A 26,251-nucleotide genomic window follows, 5' to 3' on the forward strand; every position below is an offset into this window, starting at 1 on the left:
AAAAGCCTGACCGAAGTCAGGCTTAGCATTTCAACTCAGACATTTTTGGCGCCGATATTACCCTTTCAAGCGCGCATGCATTTCCTGCACCGACGTTACCTGCTCGGTTGGGTCGGAATTCAGCGCCATCGCGGTAGCAAAACCACCGTTCAGCGTGGTGTCGTAATGCACTTTGTATTGCAGCGCGCTGCGGCGAATCAACTTGGAGTCTTCAATCGCCTGACGACCTGCGGTGGTGTTGACGATATAGGAATACTCACCGTTTTTGATACGGTCTTGAATATGCGGACGACCTTCATGCACCTTGTTGACCAAGCGTGGATTAATCCCTGCTTCGCCCAGAACGATTGCGGTACCGTGGGTCGCATCCAGCTCGAAGCCTTGTTTCAGCAGTTTTGCCGCCAAATCAACTACGCGGTGTTTGTCGCCTTCACGTACAGACAGTAGCGCACGCCCCGGGGTTTTCACCTTAGACTGGCTGCCCAGCATCGCTTTAGAGAAAGCTTCCGCAAAGGTGCGGCCAACGCCCATCACTTCACCGGTAGAGCGCATCTCAGGCCCTAAGATGGGGTCAACGCCTGGGAATTTATTGAACGGTAGCACCACTTCTTTCACTGAGTAATATGGCGGGATAACTTCTTTCGTCACGCCCTGCTGTGCCAACGTTTGGCCTGCCATCACACGCGCCGCGACTTTCGCCAGCGGAACACCCGTCGCTTTAGACACAAATGGCACGGTACGTGCCGCACGCGGGTTCACTTCAATCAAATACACTTCGTTATCTTTAACCGCGAACTGCACGTTCATCAAACCACGAACGCCGAGCTCCATCGCCAGTTTTTCAGCCTGTACGCGCATCACGTCCTGAATTTCTTGGCTCAGCGTATAAGCAGGCAGTGAACATGCCGAGTCACCGGAGTGAACACCAGCCTGCTCAATGTGCTCCATAATGCCGCCGATTAATACGCGCTCACCGTCACAGATAGCATCAACGTCAACCTCAACCGCATCATCAAGGAAGTGATCCAGCAGCACCGGTGCATCGTTAGACACGCTCACCGCATTTTGGAAGTAACGGCGCAGGTCGATTTCGTCATACACGATTTCCATCGCGCGGCCACCCAGCACGTAGGATGGGCGAACCACCAGCGGATAACCGATAACAGCGCCCTTCTCGATGGCTTGCTCGATGGTTGAAACCGTGGCGTTAGCTGGCTGTTTTAAGCCAAGGCGCACAACGGCCTGCTGGAAACGCTCACGGTCTTCAGCACGGTCAATCGCATCTGGGCTAGTACCGATAACCGGCACACCGGCGGCTTCCAATGCACGAGCCAGTTTCAGCGGCGTCTGACCACCGTACTGCACGATGACGCCCTGTGGTTTTTCTACCGCCACAATTTCCAGCACGTCTTCTAGCGTAACCGGCTCAAAGTACAGACGGTCAGAGGTATCGTAGTCGGTTGAAACGGTTTCAGGGTTACAGTTCACCATGATGGTTTCGTAGCCGTCTTCACGCAGCGCAAGGGACGCATGCACACAGCAGTAGTCGAACTCAATACCTTGACCTATACGGTTTGGACCGCCGCCCAGCACGATAATTTTCGGACGGTCGCTGTTTGGATTCGACTCGCACTCTTCTTCATAAGTGGAGTACATGTAAGCCGTGTCGGTGGCAAATTCTGCCGCACAGGTATCCACACGTTTGTAAACAGGATGCAGATTGTACTTGTGGCGCAGTTTGCGAATTTCAGTTTCAGCCACACCAGCCAGCTTCGCTAAACGAGCGTCAGCAAAACCTTTGCGTTTCAATTGGCGTAAGAATTCATGGCTCAGACCATTGATACCCACTTCCGCGACCTGCTCTTCCAAGCGCACCAATTCTTCGATTTGCACCAAGAACCAGCGGTCGATGTTGGTCAGGTTGAACACGCCGTCAACGGACAGACCTGCGCGGAAAGCGTCGGCGATGTACCAAATACGCTCAGCGCCAGCATCTTTAAGCTCACGACGGATTTTGGTGAGCGCTTCTGGGTCATCGAGGCTCACTTTAGGGTCGAAGCCCGCAGCGCCGACTTCCAGACCACGAAGGGCTTTCTGTAGAGACTCTTGCTGAGTGCGACCAATCGCCATCACTTCGCCGACGGATTTCATCTGCGTAGTCAGACGGTCGTTTGCGCCCGCAAATTTCTCGAAGTTAAAGCGAGGAATTTTGGTCACAACGTAGTCGATAGACGGTTCAAACGAGGCCGGAGTACGACCGCCGGTGATGTCGTTCATCAGTTCGTCGAGGGTATAACCCACCGCCAGTTTGGCTGCCACTTTCGCAATCGGGAAGCCAGTCGCTTTGGACGCCAGCGCAGAGGAGCGAGAAACGCGAGGGTTCATTTCAATGACGATCAGACGGCCATTTTTCGGGTTCACCGCAAACTGCACGTTAGAACCACCGGTTTCTACGCCGATTTCACGCAGTACCGCCATCGAGGCGTTACGCATGATTTGATATTCTTTGTCGGTCAGCGTTTGGGCCGGTGCCACGGTGATGGAGTCGCCGGTATGAATGCCCATCGCATCGAAGTTTTCAATCGAGCAAACGATGATGCAGTTGTCGTTTTTATCACGTACCACTTCCATCTCGTACTCTTTCCAACCAATCAGCGACTCATCAATCAGTAGCTCTTTGGTCGGTGAAAGATCCAGACCGCGCTCGCAAATCTCTTCGAACTCTTCACGGTTATACGCAATACCGCCGCCGGTGCCGCCCATGGTGAATGAAGGACGAATAATACATGGGAAGCCAACGTCAGCCGCCACGGCTAAGGCTTCTTCCATCGTATGAGCGATGCCTGAACGTGCGGTGTCGAGGCCAATTTTCTTCATCGCGATATCGAAACGACGACGGTCTTCGGCTTTATCAATGGCGTCGGCGGTCGCACCAATCATGGTTACGCCAAACTCTTCCAGCACACCTTGGCGCTCTAACTCAAGCGCGCAGTTCAGCGCAGTCTGTCCACCCATGGTAGGCAGAACGGCATCAGGGCGCTCTTTTTCGATGATTTTGCGCACCACTTCCCAGTGAATCGGCTCGATATAGGTCGCATCGGCCATTTCAGGGTCAGTCATGATGGTGGCGGGGTTCGAGTTCACCAGAATGACGCGGTAACCTTCTTCGCGCAGCGCTTTACACGCTTGAGCACCCGAGTAGTCAAATTCACATGCTTGGCCGATAACAATCGGGCCTGCGCCCAGAATCAGGATGCTTTTTATATCAGTACGTTTTGGCATTTTATTTATTGCTCCTGATTATTTGGCTGTTCTTGTCATAGTGGTGCGGTAGGTCTGAATCAAATCGATAAAGTGGTCAAACAGCGGCGCAGCATCGTGCGGCCCAGGGCTTGCCTCTGGGTGGCCTTGGAAACTAAACGCCGCTTTATCCGTGCGATGAATCCCCTGAACCGTGTGGTCAAACAGGGACTTGTGCGTCACACGCAGCGTATCTGGCAGATTGTCGCCATCAACGGCAAAACCATGGTTTTGAGCGGTAATCATCACAACGTCTTTATCGAGGTCTTTCACCGGATGGTTGCCGCCGTGATGGCCCAGCTTCATCTTGATGGTTTTGGCTCCGCTTGCTAGCGCCAGAAGTTGGTGGCCCAAGCAAATACCAAATACTGGAATTTCTGTATCTAAGAAGGTTTTAATGGCGCGAATTGCGTAATCACACGGTTCTGGGTCACCAGGACCATTGGATAGGAAAATGCCATCGGGGTTGAGCTTCAACACATCTTCCGCTGGCGTTTGCGCTGGAACCACCGTTAGGCGGCAGCCTCTATCAACCAGCATGCGTAGGATGTTACGTTTCACGCCATAGTCATAGGCAACAACGTGGAATGGCAGCTCTGACTCTTCTTTCGCCGCAGGCAATTCGCCCATCAGCGTCCAACTACCTTGCGTCCAAGAATAAGATTCTCGGGTAGTGACTTCTTTTGCCAGATCCATGCCTTTTAAGCCTGGGAATGCTTTCGCTTTCTCCAGCGCCAATTGAACATCTGGCTGAGTACCGTCAATGCTACCGGTGATGATGCAGCCATTCTGAGCCCCTTTCTCACGCAATAAACGCGTCAGTTTGCGGGTATCGATATCGGCGATAGCCACAACATTGTGACGTTTGAGGTAATCAGAGAGGCATTCGGTGCTGCGGTAGTTGCTAGCAATCAGAGGCAAATCGCGAATTATCAGGCCTTGAGCATGAACAGCGGAGGATTCTTCATCAGAGGCGTTAGTGCCGACATTGCCGATATGGGGATAAGTAAGAGTGACTAGCTGGCGGGAATAGGAAGGATCAGTGAGGATTTCTTGATAACCGGTCATTGACGTATTGAAGACCACCTCGCCCACCGCCGATCCATCTGCACCAATCGACCGACCGTGAAACTGGGTTCCGTCTTCCAGAACCAATATAGCTGACTTAATCAAAACACCCTCCAAAGAATATTCAGTCACATTATTTGCATATTAATGCAGATCATTCGATCTAAATCAATGCAAAAAACTGCCTTCTTGACTAATTTCCGGCAAATTGCGCGCATTCTAAAGACGTGGTGAATGCTTGTCTACCTGAAAAGATGATTTTTTTGTATTTTTTAAGGCTTAAGAAGAGATTTTACAGCGAAGAGGTTAAAAATAGATATTAACTAGAAATAGAAAACGGTTGCCAGTGTCGTGAATTAGCGGCAATACGTTTATGATGCAATTTTCCTCTGCAAAGGTCAATCACAGTTTCTCACTAGGTTAATAAAAAGTAAAATAAAGCAACTAATAAGTCACTCACAATAAAAATCACGCCAACCTTACTTTAAAATAAAAAAAATGGATAACACATTGTTATCCATTTAATTTTTAATATTAAAAAAAACATTAAAAGAAGATTTTTACTGATTTTATCTAGAGTTCATTGAGAGAAAGAACATCACGCATATCGTAAAGACCAATAGGCTGATTGCCTACCCATGCAGCAGCACGTACAGCGCCGCTGGCAAACGTCATACGGCTTGATGCCTTGTGAGTAATCTCGATTCGTTCTCCCACATCAGCAAACATCGCCGTGTGCTCACCGACAATATCGCCTGCGCGAATAGTAGCAAAGCCGATACTCTTAGGATCGCGCTCTCCGGTGTATCCCTCACGGGCATATACCGCACACTCTTTTAGATCGCGCCCTAACGCTTGAGCAATGGTTTCTCCCATGGCTAAAGCCGTGCCTGACGGTGCATCAACTTTATGGCGATGATGGGCTTCAATAATTTCGATATCCGTATAATCCCCCATCACTTTTGCCGCTTTCTCTAGCAGCTTAAGCATCACGTTAACCCCAACGCTAAAGTTAGCAGCGAACACAATACCAATAGATTCAGCCGCTTTGCTAATGGCAACTTTGCCCGCATCATCAAAGCCGGTGGTACCAATCACCATATTTTTGCGTTGAGATACACAGAACGCTAAATGCGCTAGCGTGCCTTCTGGGCGCGTAAAGTCGACCAAGACATCAAAGTTATCGGCGGCATCCTGTAGGCTTGCGCTGACTTTTATGCCTGTTTGGCCAATACCCGCTAATTCACCAGCATCTACGCCTAGCAATGAAGAGCCTTCACGCTCAAAAGCGGCACCGAGCACCACGCCTTCAACGTTTGCCACCGCAGCAATTAATTGTCTTCCCATGCGGCCACCGGCACCGGCGATAGCAATACGGATATGAGAATTAGACATCTTCCCTCTCTTAATTATTTAATTTCACTCAGCTAATTTCACTCAGCAAGATAGCCAAAGGCTTTCAATGTTAGTTTCAGGTTAACGACTCTTCCCTCTCACTGCCAGAGTAAATATACGGTAATTAGAAATTTGCGATTAGCGCGGTTCATCATCAGTTTTACGCGCTGACAAAACGTGTTGCCCCGTATTCAGAACAAAAATACAGCACCCGCATAATCATGCAAAACCAATCAGTTAGCATAGCGATACTAAGCATTTCATTACGATAACTTCGCTCTCAATTTGATACTAACATTCCCATTTTGATAGTTTTCCACTCTCCATCACCGTCATCCGATCTTCAGCCATCACATTCTGTAATTCGTCTAAGAAAAAACGCTCGATCCCCCTCACGTTTCCACCAATCACCTTACGGCTCTACGCCCTATGGCGTACATCTTGCTGCTTTATCGCTGATTTATAAATTTCGATTATTCATTTCATTCAAATTAAAAATCCCACGCTCCTCTAAGGAGAAAGCTATGTCGTTAGGATCCCCACTCAAGCGGGTGGACGCTGAAGCTAAGGTTACCGGCCACGCTCGCTATACCGACGATCATCAAATGCATGGCATGCGTTACGCTAAATATGTACGTAGTCCTCTCGCCCATGCTTATGTCACGGCCATTGATACTTATGCGGCACTGGCTTTGCCCGGCGTTGAAGCCGTATTTACTTATCAAGATGTGCCTGAATTACGATTCCCCACCGCGGGACATGCTTGGTCACTGGAACCAGCTAAACGAGACGTTGCCGATCGCCAGCTACTCACCCAACATGTGCGGCATTATGGCGACGGTGTTGCGATTGTGGTTGCGCGTGATGCGCTAACCGCAGAACGTGCCGCCGCGCTGGTTGAAGTGGCATACCAAGAGCTGCCGGTGATAACCACCGCACAGGGCGCTTTAGCACCAGACGCACCGCTGATTCATCCAGAAGGCAATACGCTGAAAAAAAGTAATATCAGCGCGAATCAGCCTAAAGAAGCAATCTCATCGGCTGATTTTCAACTCTCTGCGCATTTTCAAACGCCGGTGATCCAGCACTGCCATATGGAAGGCGTGACCTGTTTTGCCTATATGGAACAGCCAGATCATATTGTGATTGTCTCCAGCACCCAGATCCCGCAGATCGTGCGCCGTACCGTCGCTCAGGCGCTGGGTATGCCGTGGTCAAACATACGCGTGATCAAGCCTTATATTGGTGGTGGATTCGGCAATAAACAGGACGTACTCGAAGAGCCGATGGCCGCATTTCTCACCCAAAAGATGGGCGGTATTCCGGTGAAGGTCGAACTCAGCCGTGAAGAGTGCTTTTTCGCTTCCCGCACGCGTCATGCCTTCAGTATCGACGCGGAACTGGGGCTTAATCACGACGGTATTTTAACGGGCTATCAGTTGGACGTGTTGTCGAACACCGGCGCTTATGCTTCGCACGGACATTCCATCGCTTCCGCCGGTGCCAACAAAATCAGCTATCTCTATCCCCGTAGCGCCTTCGGCTATTCTGCCCTCACGCATTATTCGAACTACCCCGCCGCAGGCGCCATGCGCGGCTATGGCGCACCGCAGGTGGCTTTTGCACTTGAATGTTTATTAGATGACGCGGCAGAAAAACTGTCTCTCGACGCCGTCGATGTGCGTTTGCTGAATGCGGCACGCAGTGGTGATATCAATCCGGTTAACCACAAAAAGATTTATAGCGCGGGACTCGTTGAATGCCTTGAGAAAGGACGCGATCTGTTCGAATGGAACGCCCGTAAGGCCGCCTGTCAAAATCAAACAGGCGATCTGCGCCGTGGCGTCGGCGTCGCATGTTTTAGCTACGGTTCTAATACTTACCCCGTTGGCGTTGAAATTGCGGGAGCCCGCATGTTGCTCAACCAAGACGGCACGGTAAATCTGCAAATTGGTGCCACAGAGATCGGCCAAGGTTCAGATACCGTTTTCGCCCAGATGGCCGCCGAAACGCTTGGCATTCCCTTTGGACATATACGCGTGATATCCACCCAAGATACCGATATCACTGCCTACGACCCCGGCGCATTTGCGTCTCGACAGAGCTATGTTGCCGCACCGGCGGTAATGCAGGCGGCAAGCGAATTGCGCAGTAAAATACTGGCTCATGCTGAATTAATTAGCCACCAGCCACAGTGGGGACTCACGTTACTCAACGGAAATGTGGTGATGGCGGCTCAACCTGAAATGGTACTCATGAGCGTGGCGGAGGTTTCGATGCATGCTTACTACCATCAGGAAATCGGTGCCCAGCTGCTGGCTGAAATATCCCATAAAACCACCACTAACCCACCGGCTTTTGGCTGCACGTTTGTCGATCTCAGCGTCGATATTCCTCTATGCAAAGTCACCATCAATAAGATTATCAACCTGCATGATTCAGGCCGAATTCTTAACCCACAGCTCGCCGAAGGCCAAGTGCATGGCGGAATGGGCATGGGGATCGGCTGGGCTTTATTTGAAGAGATGATCATTGATGAAAAAACTGGCGTAGTCCGTAATCCAAACCTGCTGGATTATAAATTCCCCACCATTATGGATCTGCCCGATCTAGATTGCGCATTTGTTGAAACCTATGAGCCCCAGTCTGCCTACGGGCACAAGGCGCTCGGCGAACCGCCGATTATCTCGCCCGCTCCCGCAATTAGAAACGCTATTCGTATGGCAACCGGCGTCTCCATCAACACGCTGCCCATCACGCCTAAAACGCTGTTTGCGGAATTCGTTCAGGCCGGACTCATCAGGGAGTAATCATGTACGACATCGAAAACTACTACCGTGCTCGCAGCGTACAACATGCCTGTGAGCTACTCACTGAATATCCACAAGCGCGGCTTTTAGCCGGTGGCACCGATGTGCTAATCCAGCTTCATCACCTGAATCCTAAATATCGCCACATCGTTGATGTTCATGATTTACCGGAATTAAAGGGGATCGCTATCGATCGCCATCATCATTTACGCATCGGCTCAGCAACCACCTTTACCGAACTCATTGAACATCCGCTCATTCAGCAGCATCTGCCACTGCTTGCCGAGGCAGCGGCAACAATAGCGGGCCCTCAGGTACGTAACGTTGCGACCTATGGCGGCAATATCGGCAACGGCGCAACAAGCGCAGACTCAGCGTCACCTACGCTAGCGCTGAAAGCAGAGCTAGAAATTGCGACCGCCCACGGTTGTTATCGGCGCTCTATCGAAGGTTTCCACACTGGCCCCGGAAAAGTTGCGCTACAGCAAGGCGAAATTGTCGTTGCCTTCCATTTTGCCCCTGAGTACTACCAAAATATTGGCAGTAGCTACATTAAGTACGCCATGCGTGGCGCAATGGATATCGCCACGATTGGCTGTTCGGCGGTATGTCGCATCGCTCAAGGACGCTTCACCGATCTCCGTCTCACCTATGGCGTTGCCGCACCAACGCCGATTCGCTGTCCGCATGCCGAACAAAGCGCCGTTGGCCATTCGCTGAATCAACAAACGCTGGCAGCTATCAGTGAAGCCGTGGCTCAGGATGTTTCCCCGCGTTCATCATGGCGCGCCGAGAAATCATTTCGCCTGCATCTCATTCGCACCTTAGCTCAACGCGCTATTTCACTCGCCGTTGAACGCGCTGGAGGAAAAATCGCATGAACCGTAAGTATTGGGTTGATATTGAATGTGAAATAAATGGGAAGCGTTACCCCTTTACGATTTCTCCCGCGCTGTCGTTGATGGAGCTTCTCAGAGATGAAGGGCTAACGAGCGTGAAACAGGGCTGCGGTGTAGGGGAATGTGGCGCCTGCACCGTGCTTATCGACGGCGTCGCAACCGATAGCTGTTTATATCTCGCCGTATGGGCCGATGGAAAATGCATCCGCACCGCCGAAGGTGAGGTAAAAAATGGCCGGATCTCTCAGGTACAGCAGGCCTACGTGGATGCCGGAGCGGTACAGTGTGGTTTCTGCACGCCGGGTCTGGTAATGGCAACCACGGCGCTGCTCGCCAAGCATCCGTCCCGCCCGTTAACTCATGAAGAAATTCGCCGTGGATTAGCTGGAAACCTCTGCCGCTGCACGGGCTATCAAATGGTGATCCGTGCGGTTAAGGCATGCTGCGATAACTAACACCCGATCGCGGATACCTGTCAGATATAAAAAAATGGGATACCTTCCGGTATCCCATCTCATCATCGTTTGATATAGCCAAGCAATCAGTCGATTTGCTTCACATCCACACGCAATTCTTTAGGCACTTCAAAAACGATATTTTCTTCACGTCCTTGCATCTCAACGGCATCTTCGCCGCCTAACGCTTGAAGGCGCTTAATCACGTCTTGAACCAAGATATCAGGGGCTGAAGCACCTGCGGTGACGCCTATACGCTTCACATCTTTCAGCCACTCTTCGCGAATATCTTCTGCCGAATCAATCAAAAATGCGGGGATCCCTGCACGCTGTGCCAGTTCTGCCAAGCGGTTAGAGTTGGAGGAGTTTTTCGATCCCACCACCAGCACCACTTCAGCCTCACTAGCAAGATTGCGCACCGCTTCCTGACGATTAGTTGTGGCATAACAGATATCGTCTTTACGCGGGCCAACAATCTTAGGGAATCGTTCACGCAGAGCATCAATGATGTCTGACGTATCATCAACGGAAAGCGTGGTCTGAGTCATAAAGCACAGGTTATTTTCATTTTTCACCTGCAGCTTCCAAACATCTTCCGGCGACTCAACCAGATACATCCCGCCTTCAGGATTATTGTACTGGCCCATCGTGCCTTCAACTTCCGGATGCCCAGCATGACCAATTAAAATGGCCTCGGTTCCTTTACGGCTCGCACGCGCAACTTCCATATGGACTTTAGTGACCAATGGACAGGTCGCATCGTACAACATGGTGAGATTACGGGCTTTAGCCTCAGCGCGAACGGCTTGAGAAACACCATGAGCCGAGAAAATCAGAATCGTGTTATCGGGCACTTCACTGATTTCTTCAATGAACACGGCTCCGCGCTCACGCAGGCTGTTGACCACATAGCGGTTATGCACCACTTCATGACGAACATAAATCGGCGCACCATAAATCTCTAGCGCGCGTTCTACGATACTAATGGCTCGGTCGACACCCGCGCAGAAGCCGCGCGGATTAGCCAGCAGGATTTGCATCAACGTCTCCCTGCTGCGGGTCAATCTCCAGTACCTCTACATCAAAGGTTACCAGATGTCCCGCAAGCGGATGGTTAAAATCAACGGTCACTGAATCACAGGCAACTTCACGCACGATACCCGGCATTTCGCTGCCATCTCGGCCAGTGAACATCATAATGGTTCCGGCTTCCGGCACGCCTACGTCAGCGAAATCACGACGGGTAAAGAACTGAACCAGATCGGGGCTATTTTCACCAAACGCGTCTTGCGGCTGCAAGGTGAACTGAAACTTATCGCCCGCTTGATGTCCCAGCAAGTGCTCTTCCAGCGCATCGGATAAACTGCCATCACCCAAACGGAACAGCGCTGGTTTGCCGCTGCTACGCGTTGACTCGGCCTGCGTGCCATCCTCTAACTGCAAGGTAAAATGCACTAACACTGCGCTGTTGCTTTGCACTTGCTGAGTCATACCTGCTATCCCTTTTTCTTCGCGGGAAGGAAACCTTCCAAAACAATGAATGCTGCGCCAATACAGATCGCCGAGTCCGCGAGGTTGAAGGTGGCAAAATGCCAATCTCCCACGTAGAAGTCGATCATATCGACAACAAAACCATGCCACAGACGATCGAACAGATTGCCCAGTGCTCCGCCGATGATCAGCGCATAGGCGATGTTATTGAGTTTTTGTGTCGCCCGAGAGCGATACATCATCACTAACAACGCCACACAGATAGCGATGGCGATACCGGCAAAGAACCAGCGCTGCCAGCCACCGCTGTCAGCTAGGAAGCTGAAAGCGGCGCCGTAGTTGCGTGCATAGTGCAGATTAAGCGATGGCAGCAGTGCTTTCGTTTCGCCTAAGGCGAAGTCCTGCAAAATTAAATACTTGCTGCCTAAATCAATCACTAACACGACAAGCACCAGCCAGAGCCAGCGCAGTCCTGTAGACATTATTGGTCGTTTCATCGCGTCAGCCATTATGCAAACTTACGTTTTTCGCCGTGACCGGCAACGTTCGTAATGCAACGTGGGCACAGGTCTGGATGCTCAGCATTCTGACCAATCTCGGTAGAGAAGTGCCAGCAGCGAGGACATTTCTGGCCGTCAGCCTTGCTCAACGCAACTTTCAAGCCTTTCAGCACGTCGCTCTGTACGGCGTCTGCCGGTGCGTTTGCCAGCGGTTCAACCTGAGCCGCAGAGGTGATCAGCACGAAGCGCAGTTCATCTTCTAGGCTGTTCAGTTTGGCGATCAGATCATCATCCGCATACAGCGTCACGCTAGCTTCCAAAGAGCCGCCTACACGCTTGTCGTTACGTGCCTGCTCGATGACCTTGTTCACTTCACCACGAACTTTCAGCAGCTCGGCCCAGAACTCGTTGTTCATAGACTCTGCATTACCTAAGCCGAACAAACCTTGATACCACTCTTCAGTGAAGACATAGTCAGCACGGTCGCCCGGCAAGTAGCCCCACAGTTCATCGGCAGTAAAGGACATGATCGGTGCCATCCAGCGAACCAGCGCTTCTGCAATGTGGAACAGCGCAGTCTGGCAGCTACGACGCGCAATGCTGTCGGCTTTGGTGGTGTACTGGCGGTCTTTGATGATATCCAGATAGAAGGAGCCCATCTCAACCGAGCAGAACTGCATCAGACGTTGAACCACTTCGTGGAAATCATAGTTTTCATAGGAAACCAGAATTTCTTTCTGTGCTTCCATCGCACGCTCTACCGCCCAGCGATCCAGAACCACCATATCTTCCGGTTTCACCATGTGCTGTTTCGGGTCGAAACCGTTCAGGTTAGCCAATAAGAAACGTGCGGTGTTACGGATACGGCGATAAGAGTCGGCGGAACGCTTCAGAATCTCGTCTGAAACCGCGATTTCACCGGTGTAGTCGGTAGAAGCTACCCACAGACGCAGGATATCGCCACCCAGTTTGTTCATCACATCCTGAGGGCTCACGGTGTTACCGATAGATTTGGACATTTTGCGTCCCTGACCATCCACGGTGAAGCCGTGAGTCAGTACCTGACGGTAAGGCGCTTTGCCTTTCATCGCGGTAGAAATCATAAGAGAAGACATGAACCAACCACGGTGCTGGTCAGAGCCTTCCAAATACATGTCGGCGGTGTTGCCATGGAATTCAGGGCGCGCATCAACCACGGAGAAGCTGGTTGAACCGGAGTCAAACCATACGTCCAAGGTGTCAGGTACTTTTTCATACTGGTCGGCGTCTGCGCCCAAAATATCTTTTGGATCCAGATCCCACCAAGCTTGAATACCGTCTTTCTCAACGAGCTTCGCCACTTCTTCCATCAGTTCGATGGTGCGTGGATGCAGTTCCTGAGTATCTTTATGCACAAACATCGACATTGGCACACCCCACGTACGCTGACGAGAGATACACCAGTCAGGACGGTTTGCCACCATTGATTCGATACGCGCTTTACCCCATGCAGGGATCCAACCGCTCAGACCTTTTTCTTTCAGGCCAACCTGTTCAATTTCGTCGATCTCAGCCAGAGACTGTTTACGCAGTCCTTTCTGATCCATGCTGATGAACCACTGTGGGGTCGCACGGAAAATGATCGGCGTTTTATGACGCCAGCAGCATGGATAGCTGTGATTCATTTTTTCAACGTGCAGTAAAGCGCCATGCTCTTTCAGCAGCTCAACCACTACGTCATTGGCTTTAAATACAAACAAACCATCCAGACCTGGGAAGGTGCCTTTCAAATAGCAACCGTTCGGGCCCACTGGGTTAGCAGTTTCCAAACCATATTTTTGACCGATGACATAGTCATCTGGACCATGGCCCGGCGCGGTATGTACAGCACCTGTACCAGCTTCAAGCGTAACGTGCTCGCCCAGAACGATAGGCACATCAAAGCCCATGAATGGATGCTGGAAACGCATCAGTTCTAGATCGGCACCTTTACAGCTTCCCAGCACGGTCCAAGAGGCAATACCGGCGCGTTTCATGACGCTTTCAACCAGATCGGCTGCCAAAATCAGGCACTCGCCATCAACCTGAACCAGTTGGTATTCAAATTCAGGGTGCAATGAAACCGCGCGGTTAGCGGGCATTGTCCACGGCGTGGTGGTCCAGATAACAACGGAAACGTTGCCTTTGGCTTCTTTAACGCCAAATTTAGCCAACACTTCGTTCTTATTGACCGCGGCAAAGCGCACGTCAATAGACGGAGAAGTTTTGTCGTAGTACTCAACCTCAGCTTCAGCCAGTGAAGAACCACAGTCTGGGCACCAGTGAACCGGCTTCGCACCTTTCATCAGGTGGCCGTTATCAACGATTTTAGCCAGTGCACGGATGATGTTAGCTTCGGTGTCAAACGCCATCGTCAAGTACGGGTGATCCCAATCGCCCAGCACACCCAGACGTTTGAAATCCGCTTTTTGGCCTTCAACCTGTTCAGCGGCGTACTCGCGGCATTTTGCACGGAACTCAGCGGCGCTGAATTTCTCGCCTGGCTTACCAATCAACTGTTCAACTTTCAGTTCAATAGGCAGACCGTGGCAGTCCCAGCCAGGAATGTACGGTGAGTCAAAACCGCTCAGGCCTTTGGACTTAATAATAATGTCTTTAAGAATCTTGTTTACTGAGTGACCAATATGAATACTGCCGTTCGCATAAGGAGGGCCATCGTGCAAAATGAAGGTTTTCTTGCCTTTTTTCGCGTTACGGATAATCCCGTACAGATCCTGCTCATACCAACGTTGCAGCATGCCAGGCTCGCGCTTGGCGAGATCGCCGCGCATCGGGAACCCTGTTTCCGGCAAGTTCAGGGTATTCTTATAATCACTCATTCGATTCTCGGTTCCGTTTTCGGCTATCCCCTTGGCTCAATAAGCTACTCATGCAGCTTTTATGACTTTGGGCATATGTATATAGATTAAACCGGTGTCGCCAGCCCAAAGAACTCTCGGGCCGTCACCACATCATTGGCGATTTGTTGCTTAAGTGCATCAAGCGAAGCAAAACGCTGTTCATTGCGCAGTTTTGCGCGGAGCACCACATCAATGTGGCGTCCATAGAGATCCATCGTGGTATCCAGCAGATGAACTTCTAGCTGCTGACGTATGCCAGCGACGGTTGGGCGGGTACCAATATTCGCCACACCGGGCAACGGTGTCGCTCCCAACCCATAAACATCAACGGCGTATACGCCCTTTACCGGTGCAACCAACCGTTTCAGCGGTAGGTTGGCGGTTGGAAAACCGATAGTTCGCCCAACTTCATCACCGTGCACAACGCGCCCAGAAATGCTGTATGGATGGCCTAAAAGGCTTTCCGCGAGTTCAAGCTTATCTTCCTGCAATGCCTGTCGAACGGCGGTGCTGCTAATGCGCTTGTTTCCTTCGCAAAAGCTGTCAGAGTTTGTCACGGTAAAGCCGAACTGTTCTCCGGCCTGTTTCAACAACTCATAGTCGCCCTGACGCCCTGCGCCAAAACGAAAATCATCACCGACCATTAGATATTTTACGCCGAGCTTTTCAACGAGTAACTTTTTCACAAAGTCATGAGCTGAATTCGCCGCAAAATCACGGTTAAAACGTACGCACAGGAGATAATCAACTCCTGCTTCTGCCAGATAGTGACATTTATCGCGTAACCGAGTCAGGCGAGCTGGCGCTTTATCTGCGCTGAACAGCTCTAACGGTTGGGGCTCAAAGATCATGACCATGACGGGCAGCCCCAAGCGCTTCCCTTCCTGCTTCAAACGGGCCAGCAAGGCCTGATGACCGCGGTGCACACCATCGAAGTTACCGATCGTCAGCACGCAGCCATGGTGGCGCGCCCGTAGATTGTGAATGCCGCGAATTAGCTCCATATCAGGCTCAAAACAGTGGAAATCGGCGGATTATACCTTGTACAGAGACTAAGGTTAACCAGCGATTAGAGAGTTTAAAGGGATTCTGCCACCATACCGGAGATAAGCCGCCGGTTAAATACATTACGCATGATTTCTACCACTCTATTTACCTTTCGATAAAATCATATCGGTTACTCACCTCGTCGCCTTTCAAGATGCAGGGGTATAAACCTGCGCTTTTATTGCAAACGCTGATATAATCAGCAACCGCACAGGAAAAAACTCTCGAAAGGGTGTATTCCAAGGGACAAAGCTGGTAAAATCCCGCGCCATCACAACGCGAAAGTGTCGTTCGTACAAGCGACGCTTATTTGCACAAATCCATTGACAACAGAGGGCTAAAAAGGCATATTTCTCGGCCTTTGAATTGTCCTCATAGAATATTTTGGGAGTTGGACCTTGGCTAATATCAAATCAGCTAAGAAACGCGCCGTACAATCTGAGAAGCGCCGCAAGCACAACGCTAGCCGTCGCTCCATGATGCGTACTTTCCTTAAGAAAGTATACGCGGCGATTGCAACCGGTGATAAAGCCGCTGCACAAAACGCATTTAACGAAATGCAACCAATCGTGGATCGCCAGGCTTGTAAAGGCCTGATCCACAAAAACAAAGCTGCACGCCATAAGTCAAACTTGGTAGCGCAAATCAACGCAATGCAGTAATTGCTTTACGTTGAAAGCTTTGAAAAAAACCGGCCTAGGCCGGTTTTTTTACGTCTCGACTAAGGCAACTATCGGCTAAACAACGCTGAGAAATCTTTATTACAAACCCGCTGTACTGCCGGATGCTGAATCATTCGCTCAGCAAAAATCACGTAATACTCTTCCTGCAAGTTATCAATTCGCCCCACTTCCTTGATGTTTTCTGAGTCGTTCGCATATAAATCCTGCGCGTAGATCGACGGTGCAACAAAAATAGCATCGTGGAATTGAGCAAACGCCTTCATCAAAGCGGCATCATCAAACTCACCGAGGATCTGCACTTGTAACCCTTGGCTATTGAACCAGTTTAATAACTTACGCCCTAACATGGTTCGGCGCCCAGGGATCAACAGCTTACGTTGCTCAAGGCAGGCAGGAAAAGGCTGTTCAGGCAACGGCTGACGACAATAGAAACTCACACCACACTCGCCCAGTTTTACCGAGAACAGCCCTTCTTGCTGGCTAGAATCCACCGGGCAATCCGATAAAATCATGTCCAGCTTATGCTGGCTTAGCTGCTCCAACAGCATTTCATGAGTCGATTCAAAACAGCGCAAATGAATTTGCTCGTGATCGGCAACCGCGGTTTCCAATACTTGGCTGACTAAACGTTTAGACAGCGCATCGGCAACGCCGACGTCAAAGAGCATGTTGGATTCTTTGCGGTAGTTCACAATGTCGAGCATTTCTTGGCTAAGCATAAACATGCGGTCGGCATAACGAAAAACCAACTGTCCTAGCTCAGAAGGCACTAATCCACGGCCTTGACGTTTGAACAGCTTTCCGCCCAAGCGCTCTTCCAAGGCTTTAATCTGCCCGGTAATGGTCTGCGGCGTTAAAAACAGCGCTTCAGCTGCGCCGACCACCGACCCTTCTTTGCAAACCTGCCAGAAATAATAGAGGTGGTTAAAATTGATATGTGCCAGACGCACGATAGTGCTCTCCTATTCCCTTTCGCATAGTGAAAACGATGCGAACATTGCTGCGGTGTTTAAATCAAAAAGGCGGCACAAACAGTGCGACCAAGAAGGCGCAGCGGCGTATGACTTATCTTGCCACTAAAACCGCTGAGCACCTATGATGAAGCCTCCCCAACGGGAGCCAGATTACAAAAGGCGCTCCATTTTCACCAAGAGCGCCCAAGAATACTTATGAATTCTCGACCGCCGCTCGGCGAGGCAGCACGCGACTCAAAAGCATATATCCCACGAAAGCCGCTGCCGTCGATCCCAACAAAATACCCAATCTTGAATAGGTGGCCAGCTCAGGCGCGCCGCCAGCAAACGCCAACGAAGCAATAAAGATAGACATCGTAAAGCCGATGCCACACAGCACGGAAACGGCAAAAATATGCTGGAAGTTAATGCTTTCAGGCAAACGAGCAACGCCCATTTTGACCGCCCCCCAGCTAAACAGGAAGATCCCAAGCGGCTTGCCGATAAACAAGCCCAGCATAATTCCGGAAGGCAGAATCCCGGTCAGATTCTCGAGCGAAACGCCCTGTAGAGATACACCGGCGTTCACAAAAGCGAACAATGGCAGAATCAAATACGCTACCCACGGATGCAGGCTGTGTTCTAATTTTTCAGCCGGACGCTTACCGTTTTTCGCTTTCATCGGCAGCATAAAGCCAACAATCACCCCGGCCAGCGTGGCATGAACACCTGATTTCAGAATCGCAGTCCACAGCACCGCACCGACCAGCAGATACACCGAGGTTTTGCCAACACCGCGCCAGTTTAGATATCCCAGCACCGCGATAGACGCAGCGGCAACGCCCAACGCGGGCAGAGAAACCTCATGGGTATAAAACAGCGCGATAATAACGATAACGCCTAAATCATCGATAATGGCCAGCGCCAGCAGAAATACCTTCAAGCTGGTTGGGACGCGATTCCCAAGTAAAGCCATAACGCCTAAAGCAAAAGCAATGTCCGTTGCCGCTGGAATTGCCCAGCCTTGGCTCGTCACAGGATCGGCATGGTTAAACGCGAGATAAATCAACGCGGGAGCCAGCATTCCGCCTAACGCCGCAATAGCGGGGAAAATAGCCTGCTCACGGCTGGCCAGCGATCCGCACATCAGTTCACGCTTAACCTCTAGCCCCACCACTAAAAAGAATATCGCCATCAGGCCATCGTTCACCCATAGCAGCAGCGTTTTGTTGATATCCAGCGCCATAAAACGGAACTGAACCGGTGAGTTTAAGAACTGCTGATAGAGATCGTGCAGTGGGCTGTTTGCCAATACTAAAGCCACTATTGCGGCCATGATGAGAATAATGCCACCAGCGGCTTCAAGGCGCAGAAACTGGCGGATTGCACGGGTTACCATAGTCACTCTCAGAAACTCCTTACACACATTCGTTAATAATGGGCGAGAGAACGAATTAATGCAGTTAGTTTACGGATTACTTTATTTCGGCAAAAGTAGTTTATAAGTGCTATTAACGTAGGGAAAACCGAGTTATTTATGAGATTCGTCACACATTAATGTAAAAAAATCCCCACGTATTAGGCGGGGATTTTTATTAACTGCTTATTTTAAAAGAAAATCTTAACGGGTTAAATCGTCGAAGAATTTCTTTACACCGTCGAGGAAACTTTTAGAACGTGGGCTGTTATTCGCGCTCGAAGAATCGCCAAAGCTCTCTTCCAGCTCGCGCAGCAGCTGCTTCTGTTTCTCATTCAAGTTAACCGGTGTTTCAACCACGACGCGGCACAGCAGGTCGCCCTGACTTCCACCACGTACAGATTTAACGCCTTTGCCTCGCATACGGAACATCTTGCCGGTCTGGGTTTCCGCAGGGATTTTCAGCTTAACGCGACCATCCAGCGTTGGAACTTCAATCTCGCCGCCAAGTGCAGCCATCGCAAAGTTGATCGGTACTTCACAGAACAGGTTGTTATCTTCACGTTCGAAGATTGGGTGCGCTTTAACCTGAACCTGTACGTACAAATCACCCGCTGGAGCGCCATGCTCACCGGCTTCACCTTCGCCGCTTAAGCGAATACGGTCACCGGTATCAACGCCCGCAGGAATTTTCACCGATAGCGTTTTAGATTTCTCTACGCGGCCATGCCCATGACATTTGTTGCACGGATCTTTGATAATCTGACCACGACCGTGACAGTGTGGACACGGCTGCTGTACGGTAAAGAAGCCCTGACGCATCTGTACCTGACCAGCACCATGACAGGTTGGACAAGTGACAGGCTCAGTGCCTTTTTTCGCGCCGCTGCCGTGACAAACTTCGCACTCAACCAAAGTTGGAATGCGAATTTCTTTGGTCACACCGCGCACCGCCTCTTCCAGCGTCAGCTCCATGTTGTAACGGAGATCTGCACCACGGGTCGCACGCTGACGGCGACCGCCGCCGAAGATGTCGCCGAACACGTCACCAAAGATGTCGCTGAAGTCTGCACCGCCGCCGCCATATCCGCCGCCGCCACCGCCCATACCACCTTGTTCAAAGGCTGCATGGCCGTATTGATCGTAGGCTGCACGTTTCTGCGCATCGGTTAAGATCTCATAGGCTTCTTTAACCTCTTTGAACTTTTCTTCAGCGTCTTTTTCCTGATTGCGGTCAGGGTGGAACTTCATCGCGAGGCGTTTATAAGCCTTTTTGATTTCGCGCTCTTCCGCATCGCGGGATACGCCCAAAACCTCGTAATAGTCTCTTTTCGCCATTCTCTATCCTGCCCTTAACATAACTGCACGGGCGTTGAGTTTCCTCGACGCCCGTGCCGGTTAATAGTAACGACGATTAATGGTTAACCACTACCGTCTTTACCTAGCCCGCTAAGGGCGATTATTTTTTATCTTTCACTTCTTCGAATTCAGCATCAACCACGTCATCATCTTTCTGAGCGCTGGTATCTGCCTGCTGAGCACCGCCGGCCTGAGCCTGCTGCTGAGCCATTTCTAACAGTTTGCTTGAAGCCTGAACCAGAGTCTGGATTTTCGCTTCGATGTCAGCTTTATCTTCGCCTTTCGCTGCAGTATCCAGCTCAGCCAAAGCAGCTTCGATCGCAGTTTTGTCTTCTGCTGGCAGTTTATCGCCTGCTTCTTCCAACTGTTTGCGAGTACCGTGAACCAACTGATCGGCTTGGTTACGAGTCTGTACCAGCTCTTCAAACTTGCGGTCAGCTTCAGCGTTAGCTTCAGCATCACGAACCATTTTCTGGATTTCTTCTTCGTTCAGACCAGAAGAAGCCTTAATGGTGATCTTCTGCTCTTTACCGCTGTTTTTGTCTTTAGCAGACACGTGCAGGATACCGTCGGCATCGATGTCGAAGGTGACTTCGATCTGCGGCATACCGCGTGGTGCAGGCTGGATACCATCTAGGTTGAACTGACCCAGAGATTTGTTATCCGCAGCACGTTTACGCTCACCCTGAATGACGTGAATAGTCACGGCAGACTGGTTGTCTTCAGCGGTTGAGAACACTTGGCTGTGCTTAGTTGGGATCGTGGTGTTCTTCGCAATCAGAGAAGTCATCACGCCGCCCATGGTTTCGATACCCAGAGACAGAGGGGTAACGTCCAGCAGCAGAACGTCTTTCACTTCACCGGTCAATACACCGCCCTGAACCGCAGCACCGATAGCCACTGCTTCATCTGGGTTAACGTCTTTACGTGGTTCTTTACCGAAGAAATCAGCAACTTTCTTCTGAACCATAGGCATACGAGTCTGACCACCAACCAGGATAACGTCCTGTACGTCAGAAACAGACAGGCCTGCGTCTTTCAGAGCCACTTTCAGTGGTTCCATAGAACGGTTAACCAGATCTTCAACCAGTGACTCCAGTTTTGCACGGGTCACTTTGATGTTCATGTGTTTTGGACCAGACGCATCTGCAGTGATGTACGGCAGGTTAACGTCGGTCTGCTGAGCAGAAGACAGCTCAATTTTCGCTTTTTCAGCAGCTTCTTTCAGACGCTGCATCGCCAGCGGATCATTGCGCAGATCCATGCCCTGTTCTTTCTTGAATTCGTCAACCAGATAGTTGATCAGACGGCTGTCGAAGTCTTCACCACCCAGATGGGTATCACCGTTGGTTGCCAGAACTTCGAAGGTTTTTTCACCGTCAACTTCGTCGATCTCAATGATAGAGATATCGAAAGTACCACCACCCAAGTCGTAAACGGCGATAGTGCGGTTGCCGACTTCTTTATCCAAACCGTATGCCAAAGCAGCAGCGGTTGGTTCGTTGATGATACGTTTTACTTCCAGACCTGCGATACGGCCGGCATCTTTCGTTGCCTGACGCTGAGCATCGTTGAAGTATGCAGGAACGGTAATAACCGCTTCGGTTACTGGCTCACCCAAGAAGTCTTCTGCTGTTTTCTTCATTTTTTTCAGAACTTCAGCAGAAATCTGTGGTGGAGCAATTTTCTGACCTTTAACTTCGACCCATGCGTCGCCGTTGTCAGCGCCTACGATACCGAAAGGCATGATGCCTTTATCGCGCTGAACTTCTTCGTCTTGGAAACGACGACCAATCAAACGCTTGATCGCAAACAGAGTGTTTTGCGGGTTAGTCACAGCCTGACGTTTTGCTGGCTGACCAACCAGAATTTCGCCGTCCTGAGTATAAGCAATAATAGAAGGAGTGGTGCGGTCGCCCTCGGCGTTCTCCAGCACACGTGCAGTAGTTCCATCCATTACAGCTACACAAGAGTTAGTTGTACCCAGGTCGATACCAATAATTTTGCCCATCGAACATCTCCACTAAGAATTTTGTTATTAATCTCGTTGCTACCGTAGGTGGGGGCGATATTTTGCTTTTCAACCGCCTTTTTTTCTACCTACTCCCTAAATCATTCAAGTTACGGCTAAGGCTCATACAGCTTGAATTAAAACAGGGTTACTCGGTAACCAACTGCGTTGTAAGTAAGATGGGGTCGCTCAAGCGGACAACAAGGGGGGAGATTAAAAAAAATATGATTTTTTAATCTACAAGATCATTGTTTATGTTCGAACTCCTCATTATTATGCCGCGCTGCTCGATCGTTGAAAACAACCACAATGCCATAAACCATTGTGTTCTCGGGCACGTACCAATGAATTTCCATGCTTAACTAATTGATGCTGAATATATAAATATCAACGTCAATTGCATTGGATTATTTGTTTCTACATTAAACTTCTCTTATTACAGAGGCTCTATGCACACCAACAAGTTGGCGAATCCCGGTCCTTTAGGCCTGATGGGCTTCGGGATGACCACCGTCTTGCTGAACCTGCACAACGCAGGCTTTTTCCCTCTAACTTCCGTGATTATCTCTATGGGGATTTTCTTTGGAGGGTTTGCTCAGATCTTAGCTGGGCTGCTTGAGTACAAAAAAGGCAATACTTTCGGTTTAACCGCATTTACGTCCTACGGCGCTTTCTGGCTGTCTTTGGTCGGTATTCTGGTCTTGCCAAAAATGGGTCTGGCCGATGCCAGCGATGCAAGCTTCCTCGGCACCTATCTGGCGCTGTGGGGCATCTTCACCCTGTTCATGTTCTTCGGTACTTTAGGCGCTAACCGCGTTCTGCAATTCGTATTCGCGAGCCTGACCGTGCTGTTCTTCCTGCTGGCCTACGGCAACATCACTGGCAACGCAGCGGTTCTGCATTTTGCTGGCTTTGAAGGCATCGTTTGTGGCGCGAGCGCGATCTACTTAGCAATGGCTGAAGTGATTAACGAACAGGCTGGACGCACCGTACTGCCAATCGGCGAATGCAAATGCCCGAAGGCAAACGCACATCCAGCTGAGCTGTAATCTTCAGTACGTTTCTTGATATAAAGAACGTGAGAAAACAAAAAGCCCCGTGATGAATACGGGGCTTTTTTTATCATCATGATTTATGTGAAATTACTTATGCGGAACCGGCACAGCTAAAACTTTCTTTGCCGGACGACCAATTGCACCGCTAAAAGGTTTTCCATCAATCGTATCATGCGTTCTTATTCCTTCCGGCTTCAACCAGCGCTGCACGCGCGAGGGCATATCCAAACCAATCAGCAGAATAACGACAAAGGTCAGGCTAAAGGAAAGCGAGGCCAAGGCAGTACCCAGATCCAAACGCTGAGCAATCGTTGCGCCTAGAATCGGTGCTAAAGCTCCGCCTAGTGCCCCGACGTTATAGGTAAAACCAAGCCCTGCCGCGCGCTGTTCTGTATCAAAATAGCCGCCGATCAGCTTAGGCAAAATCCCCGAAATCCCCTGCCCTAACATTTGTTGCAGGAACAGCAGAATGCCAAGCGTCCATAAACTTCCGCCACCGATGGCAAATACAGGGATAATTAAAAGCTGGGAAAGCAGCAAACTGTAGACATAGGCTTTACGCGTCCCCAACCAATCACCGAGAAAACCACCGACACAGCAGCCAACCGCCGCACCAAATCCGCTAAAGAACAGGATATGCGCCACGGTGGACGGGTCGTATAACAGCTCGGTTTTTAAGTAGGTTGGCAACAGCGCCTGAATCGGCCATGAGTAAAGGAAGGCAAACAGCACCACCACCATGAGCATCACGCCCGTTGGCCAACGATTACCGCTGCTTTGCACCATAAAACTGATGAAGATAGCCGCGCAAATTAGGCCAAGCACCGTGATAATAAATGGATTGCCAATATCTCCGGTAAAGCATAAATAGAGCGCTAACGATGCAATCACGGTCATCATCACGTTCATAACTTTACGCGGGCCACGGTATAAAATATCCACCATGGTTTTTACCGGTTGTTTATCACCAAATTTCTTTTCCCAATCTTCTGCTTCAGGAATATTTTTACGTAGCCAGAGCGCAAAGATAATCGGCAAAATGCCAATAAAGAACAGCGCACGCCAACCCCATTCAGGTACAACCACGCTATATACCTGCGCGGAAATAACGGCACCGATGGAAAACCCTGAAATCAAAAAGCCGCTGGCTTTATTACGCAAATGTTTTGGCCAACTCTCGATCACATAGGTTGCGCTGGAACCATATTCACCCGCCATACCCATGCCAATCATGAGTCGAGCAATAAACATGGTAGTGAAACCCGGAGCAAAGCCACAGGCTAATGTGCCTACTGAAAATAAAACGATGCTGGTGATCATCGCTAATTTTCGTCCATAGCGATCGCCCATGGCACCTAATAATAACCCGCCAAACCATCTGGATATAAAGGCGGCTGAAATAAGACTTGCAGCTTCAACGGTGGTTAATCCAAATTCGCTTTGGATTTCAGTTAATACTAGAGCGATTAATACAAAATCAAAACCATCAAGCAAATAGCCAATCCATGCGGCTGAAAACGCTTTCCATTGTGACTTGCTGATATGTCGGTACCACGGAAGATCTTGGGTAGTGTTATTCATAAAGCACTCCCGGCGCAGGTCTAATTATTTAAGGTCTATACCCAAAATAATTGGCGCTGCATCAAGGCGGCAAGTGAAAGAATCCCGATGAGCTTACTCTAGTAAGTGATTCGGGTGAGCAAACACAGCCAACACAGATGCAACTTCAAGTATGACGGGTATATCAAATTGCCCGCGCTCTATATCGTAGGGTAAGAGTTCTTTCGGTATACCTTAAATTTCAAGATGAAGCTTATGGCCCACACCTTGAAATTAATAGGCATAAGAATATGTTCAGCGTTATTGTGCTGCTCTTTCTGCATTAAGCTGTGTGGCTAACTGGCGAAGCTCAGGTAAATACTGCTCTTCAACCGGTGCAAAAGGTTTGCGACATATCGGCGTATCTACAACATCCATATAATGCAGAATGGTTTTCAACCCACGGAATACGCCGACTTTAATCAGCACATCAATCACCTTATTACACTCGGTTTGCAGCGACTGAGCCTGGGAAATATTGCCTTCTTTGAGAGCCTGCATAATGCCTTTATAGCGCCAGCCCATCACGTTATAGGTACTGCCGATCCCGCCATCCGCACCGGCTAACAGCCCTGACAGGAAAATTTCATCATAGCCGTTATAAATGACTTTATCTGGATGGGCGCGACGAACTTGTTCCATCTGATATAAATCACCGGAAGTTTGTTTCAGCGCTGCAACGCCAGGTAAGGTAATCAGGGTTGAGATTTGATCGAGTGAAAGTTTCACGCCGCTTAAGGCCGGAATGTTATACACCACCATCGGCAATCCTTCAGCCGCGTCAATGATAGCGCGGTAGTGATCGCAATGTTCGCCAAAGCTGAACGGATAATAGAACGGCGTCACGGCAGATACGGCGTCGAAGCCATAGCGCTTTGCCGCACCCGCCAAGATCTGGCTTTCATGCGTGCTGATCCCACCCACGTGGGCAATCAGCGTCAGCTTACCTTTAGCTTCCTGCGCCACGACTTCTAATACCTGCTCGCGCTCCTGCAAGTTTTGGATAAATGCCTCACCGGTAGACCCACCCACATAGAGTCCATCTACGCCCTGAGCAATGTTGAACTGCACCAATCGGCGCAGGCTTGGAATATCCAACTGCTGTTGTGGATTAAACGGCGTAAGTAACGCAGGCATCACCCCATGGAGATTTTTCGACATAAGACCCTCTGACTTGATTATTTGATACACACAAAGATATACCTTTATACCTGTTATACCAGACTAAAAAACGAACTAGCGCGATATTCGCTTTGATATGTGATCAATCTCAGATAAAGCCGTGTGAAGAAGATCTTCTTTCAAGATTAAAGATGAACAAGATCTCGTT

At 50.0% G+C, this 26,251-nt stretch carries 19 protein-coding genes; 5 read left to right on the plus strand and 14 right to left on the minus strand.

Features of this window, described 5'->3' with window-relative positions; all coding sequences use genetic code 11:
• Positions 1-57: 57 nt before the first annotated feature.
• The 3 genes from carB to dapB form a co-directional block, all read right to left on the minus strand.
• Positions 58-3,282 carry a carbamoyl-phosphate synthase large subunit gene (gene carB, locus CPY98_RS16905; protein ID WP_096388472.1) on the minus strand — a complete coding sequence of 1,075 codons (3,225 nt, stop codon included), beginning with the start codon at positions 3,280-3,282 and terminating at the stop codon, positions 58-60.
• An 18-nt stretch (positions 3,283-3,300) separates the two neighbouring features.
• The gene (gene carA / locus CPY98_RS16910) at positions 3,301-4,473 is read right to left on the minus strand and encodes a glutamine-hydrolyzing carbamoyl-phosphate synthase small subunit (protein ID WP_096388473.1); all 1,173 of its coding nucleotides are present in this window, start codon (positions 4,471-4,473) and stop codon (positions 3,301-3,303) included.
• Positions 4,474-4,941: 468 nt separating this feature from the next.
• Positions 4,942-5,763, minus strand: a complete 822-nt coding sequence (dapB, locus tag CPY98_RS16915; RefSeq protein WP_096388474.1) for a 4-hydroxy-tetrahydrodipicolinate reductase — start codon at positions 5,761-5,763, stop codon at positions 4,942-4,944.
• Positions 5,764-6,287: 524 nt separating this feature from the next.
• On the opposite strand from dapB, the gene xdhA reads away from it, so the two are divergent.
• From xdhA to xdhC, 3 genes are read left to right on the plus strand one after another with little or no spacing between them, the layout of a single operon-like run.
• On the plus strand, positions 6,288-8,573 hold the full coding sequence (gene xdhA / locus CPY98_RS16920; protein ID WP_096388475.1) for a xanthine dehydrogenase molybdenum-binding subunit XdhA: 2,286 nt from the start codon (positions 6,288-6,290) through the stop codon (positions 8,571-8,573).
• 2 nt (positions 8,574-8,575) lie between these two features.
• Positions 8,576-9,454: a xanthine dehydrogenase FAD-binding subunit XdhB gene (xdhB, locus tag CPY98_RS16925; RefSeq protein WP_096388476.1), complete on the plus strand. Its 879-nt coding sequence runs from the start codon at positions 8,576-8,578 to the stop codon at positions 9,452-9,454.
• Positions 9,451-9,927 (plus strand): xanthine dehydrogenase iron sulfur-binding subunit XdhC, encoded by a 477-nt coding sequence (gene xdhC / locus CPY98_RS16930; RefSeq protein ID WP_096388477.1) that lies wholly within the window; start codon positions 9,451-9,453, stop codon positions 9,925-9,927. The genes xdhB and xdhC overlap by 4 nt, the downstream gene beginning before the upstream one ends.
• Positions 9,928-10,013: 86 nt before the next feature.
• Here xdhC and ispH read toward each other — a convergent pair whose 3' ends face one another.
• The 5 genes from ispH to ribF all read right to left on the minus strand — a co-directional run bounded on the left by ispH (position 10,014) and on the right by ribF (position 15,801).
• Positions 10,014-10,967, minus strand: coding sequence for a 4-hydroxy-3-methylbut-2-enyl diphosphate reductase (gene ispH / locus CPY98_RS16935; RefSeq protein ID WP_043495432.1), 954 nt, complete (start codon positions 10,965-10,967; stop codon positions 10,014-10,016).
• On the minus strand, positions 10,948-11,418 hold the full coding sequence (gene fkpB, locus CPY98_RS16940; RefSeq protein ID WP_096388478.1) for an FKBP-type peptidyl-prolyl cis-trans isomerase: 471 nt from the start codon (positions 11,416-11,418) through the stop codon (positions 10,948-10,950). The genes ispH and fkpB overlap by 20 nt, the downstream gene beginning before the upstream one ends.
• 5 nt (positions 11,419-11,423) lie before the next feature.
• Positions 11,424-11,915 carry a signal peptidase II gene (gene lspA / locus CPY98_RS16945; protein ID WP_025801419.1) on the minus strand — a complete coding sequence of 164 codons (492 nt, stop codon included), beginning with the start codon at positions 11,913-11,915 and terminating at the stop codon, positions 11,424-11,426.
• An 11-nt stretch (positions 11,916-11,926) separates the two neighbouring features.
• Positions 11,927-14,776, minus strand: coding sequence for an isoleucine--tRNA ligase (ileS, locus tag CPY98_RS16950; RefSeq protein ID WP_096388479.1), 2,850 nt, complete (start codon positions 14,774-14,776; stop codon positions 11,927-11,929).
• 86 nt (positions 14,777-14,862) lie between these two features.
• On the minus strand, positions 14,863-15,801 hold the full coding sequence (ribF, locus tag CPY98_RS16955; RefSeq protein WP_025801417.1) for a bifunctional riboflavin kinase/FAD synthetase: 939 nt from the start codon (positions 15,799-15,801) through the stop codon (positions 14,863-14,865).
• Between the two features lie 441 nt (positions 15,802-16,242).
• Here ribF and rpsT point away from each other — a divergent pair, with 441 nt between their 5' ends.
• Positions 16,243-16,506, plus strand: coding sequence for a 30S ribosomal protein S20 (gene rpsT / locus CPY98_RS16960; protein WP_008814663.1), 264 nt, complete (start codon positions 16,243-16,245; stop codon positions 16,504-16,506).
• Between the two features lie 68 nt (positions 16,507-16,574).
• On the opposite strand, the gene nhaR is transcribed toward rpsT, so the two are convergent.
• The 4 genes from nhaR to dnaK form a co-directional block, all read right to left on the minus strand.
• Complete coding sequence (nhaR, locus tag CPY98_RS16965; RefSeq protein WP_025801416.1) at positions 16,575-17,477, minus strand: transcriptional activator NhaR; 903 nt, start codon at positions 17,475-17,477, stop codon at positions 16,575-16,577.
• Positions 17,478-17,694: 217 nt separating this feature from the next.
• Positions 17,695-18,879 carry a Na+/H+ antiporter NhaA gene (gene nhaA, locus CPY98_RS16970; protein WP_096388480.1) on the minus strand — a complete coding sequence of 395 codons (1,185 nt, stop codon included), beginning with the start codon at positions 18,877-18,879 and terminating at the stop codon, positions 17,695-17,697.
• A gap of 222 nt (positions 18,880-19,101) precedes the next feature.
• The gene (gene dnaJ, locus CPY98_RS16975; protein WP_025801414.1) at positions 19,102-20,235 is read right to left on the minus strand and encodes a molecular chaperone DnaJ; all 1,134 of its coding nucleotides are present in this window, start codon (positions 20,233-20,235) and stop codon (positions 19,102-19,104) included.
• A 121-nt stretch (positions 20,236-20,356) separates the two neighbouring features.
• Positions 20,357-22,267 (minus strand): molecular chaperone DnaK, encoded by a 1,911-nt coding sequence (dnaK, locus tag CPY98_RS16980; protein ID WP_025801413.1) that lies wholly within the window; start codon positions 22,265-22,267, stop codon positions 20,357-20,359.
• A 449-nt stretch (positions 22,268-22,716) separates the two neighbouring features.
• Here dnaK and satP point away from each other — a divergent pair, with 449 nt between their 5' ends.
• A complete protein-coding gene (gene satP / locus CPY98_RS16985) occupies positions 22,717-23,316 on the plus strand; it encodes an acetate uptake transporter (protein ID WP_025801412.1) in 600 nt (199 codons plus the stop codon).
• A gap of 93 nt (positions 23,317-23,409) precedes the next feature.
• Here satP and CPY98_RS16990 read toward each other — a convergent pair whose 3' ends face one another.
• Together CPY98_RS16990 and nanA are read right to left on the minus strand one after the other, a co-directional pair.
• Positions 23,410-24,903 (minus strand): MFS transporter, encoded by a 1,494-nt coding sequence (locus CPY98_RS16990; RefSeq protein WP_043495437.1) that lies wholly within the window; start codon positions 24,901-24,903, stop codon positions 23,410-23,412.
• 279 nt (positions 24,904-25,182) lie between these two features.
• Positions 25,183-26,082, minus strand: a complete 900-nt coding sequence (nanA, locus tag CPY98_RS16995) for an N-acetylneuraminate lyase (RefSeq protein WP_096388481.1) — start codon at positions 26,080-26,082, stop codon at positions 25,183-25,185.
• Positions 26,083-26,251 lie beyond the last annotated feature (169 nt).

This window comes from Hafnia sp. CBA7124, from assembly GCF_002355555.1.
GTDB lineage: Bacteria > Pseudomonadota > Gammaproteobacteria > Enterobacterales > Enterobacteriaceae > Hafnia > Hafnia alvei.

What these genes read in the sequence shown, in the direction of transcription:
- carB (WP_096388472.1), bottom strand. Translation starts at nt 3,282, where the DNA reads ATGCCAAAACGTACTGATATAAAAAGCATCCTGATTCTGGGCGCAGGC.
- dapB (WP_096388474.1), bottom strand. Translation starts at nt 5,763, where the DNA reads ATGTCTAATTCTCATATCCGTATTGCTATCGCCGGTGCCGGTGGCCGC.
- xdhA (WP_096388475.1), top strand. Translation starts at nt 6,288, where the DNA reads ATGTCGTTAGGATCCCCACTCAAGCGGGTGGACGCTGAAGCTAAGGTT.
- xdhB (WP_096388476.1), top strand. Translation starts at nt 8,576, where the DNA reads ATGTACGACATCGAAAACTACTACCGTGCTCGCAGCGTACAACATGCC.
- xdhC (WP_096388477.1), top strand. Translation starts at nt 9,451, where the DNA reads ATGAACCGTAAGTATTGGGTTGATATTGAATGTGAAATAAATGGGAAG.
- ispH (WP_043495432.1), bottom strand. Translation starts at nt 10,967, where the DNA reads ATGCAAATCCTGCTGGCTAATCCGCGCGGCTTCTGCGCGGGTGTCGAC.
- fkpB (WP_096388478.1), bottom strand. Translation starts at nt 11,418, where the DNA reads ATGACTCAGCAAGTGCAAAGCAACAGCGCAGTGTTAGTGCATTTTACC.
- lspA (WP_025801419.1), bottom strand. Translation starts at nt 11,915, where the DNA reads ATGAAACGACCAATAATGTCTACAGGACTGCGCTGGCTCTGGCTGGTG.
- ileS (WP_096388479.1), bottom strand. Translation starts at nt 14,776, where the DNA reads ATGAGTGATTATAAGAATACCCTGAACTTGCCGGAAACAGGGTTCCCG.
- ribF (WP_025801417.1), bottom strand. Translation starts at nt 15,801, where the DNA reads ATGGAGCTAATTCGCGGCATTCACAATCTACGGGCGCGCCACCATGGC.
- nhaA (WP_096388480.1), bottom strand. Translation starts at nt 18,879, where the DNA reads ATGGTAACCCGTGCAATCCGCCAGTTTCTGCGCCTTGAAGCCGCTGGT.
- dnaJ (WP_025801414.1), bottom strand. Translation starts at nt 20,235, where the DNA reads ATGGCGAAAAGAGACTATTACGAGGTTTTGGGCGTATCCCGCGATGCG.
- dnaK (WP_025801413.1), bottom strand. Translation starts at nt 22,267, where the DNA reads ATGGGCAAAATTATTGGTATCGACCTGGGTACAACTAACTCTTGTGTA.
- satP (WP_025801412.1), top strand. Translation starts at nt 22,717, where the DNA reads ATGCACACCAACAAGTTGGCGAATCCCGGTCCTTTAGGCCTGATGGGC.
- CPY98_RS16990 (WP_043495437.1), bottom strand. Translation starts at nt 24,903, where the DNA reads ATGAATAACACTACCCAAGATCTTCCGTGGTACCGACATATCAGCAAG.
- nanA (WP_096388481.1), bottom strand. Translation starts at nt 26,082, where the DNA reads ATGTCGAAAAATCTCCATGGGGTGATGCCTGCGTTACTTACGCCGTTT.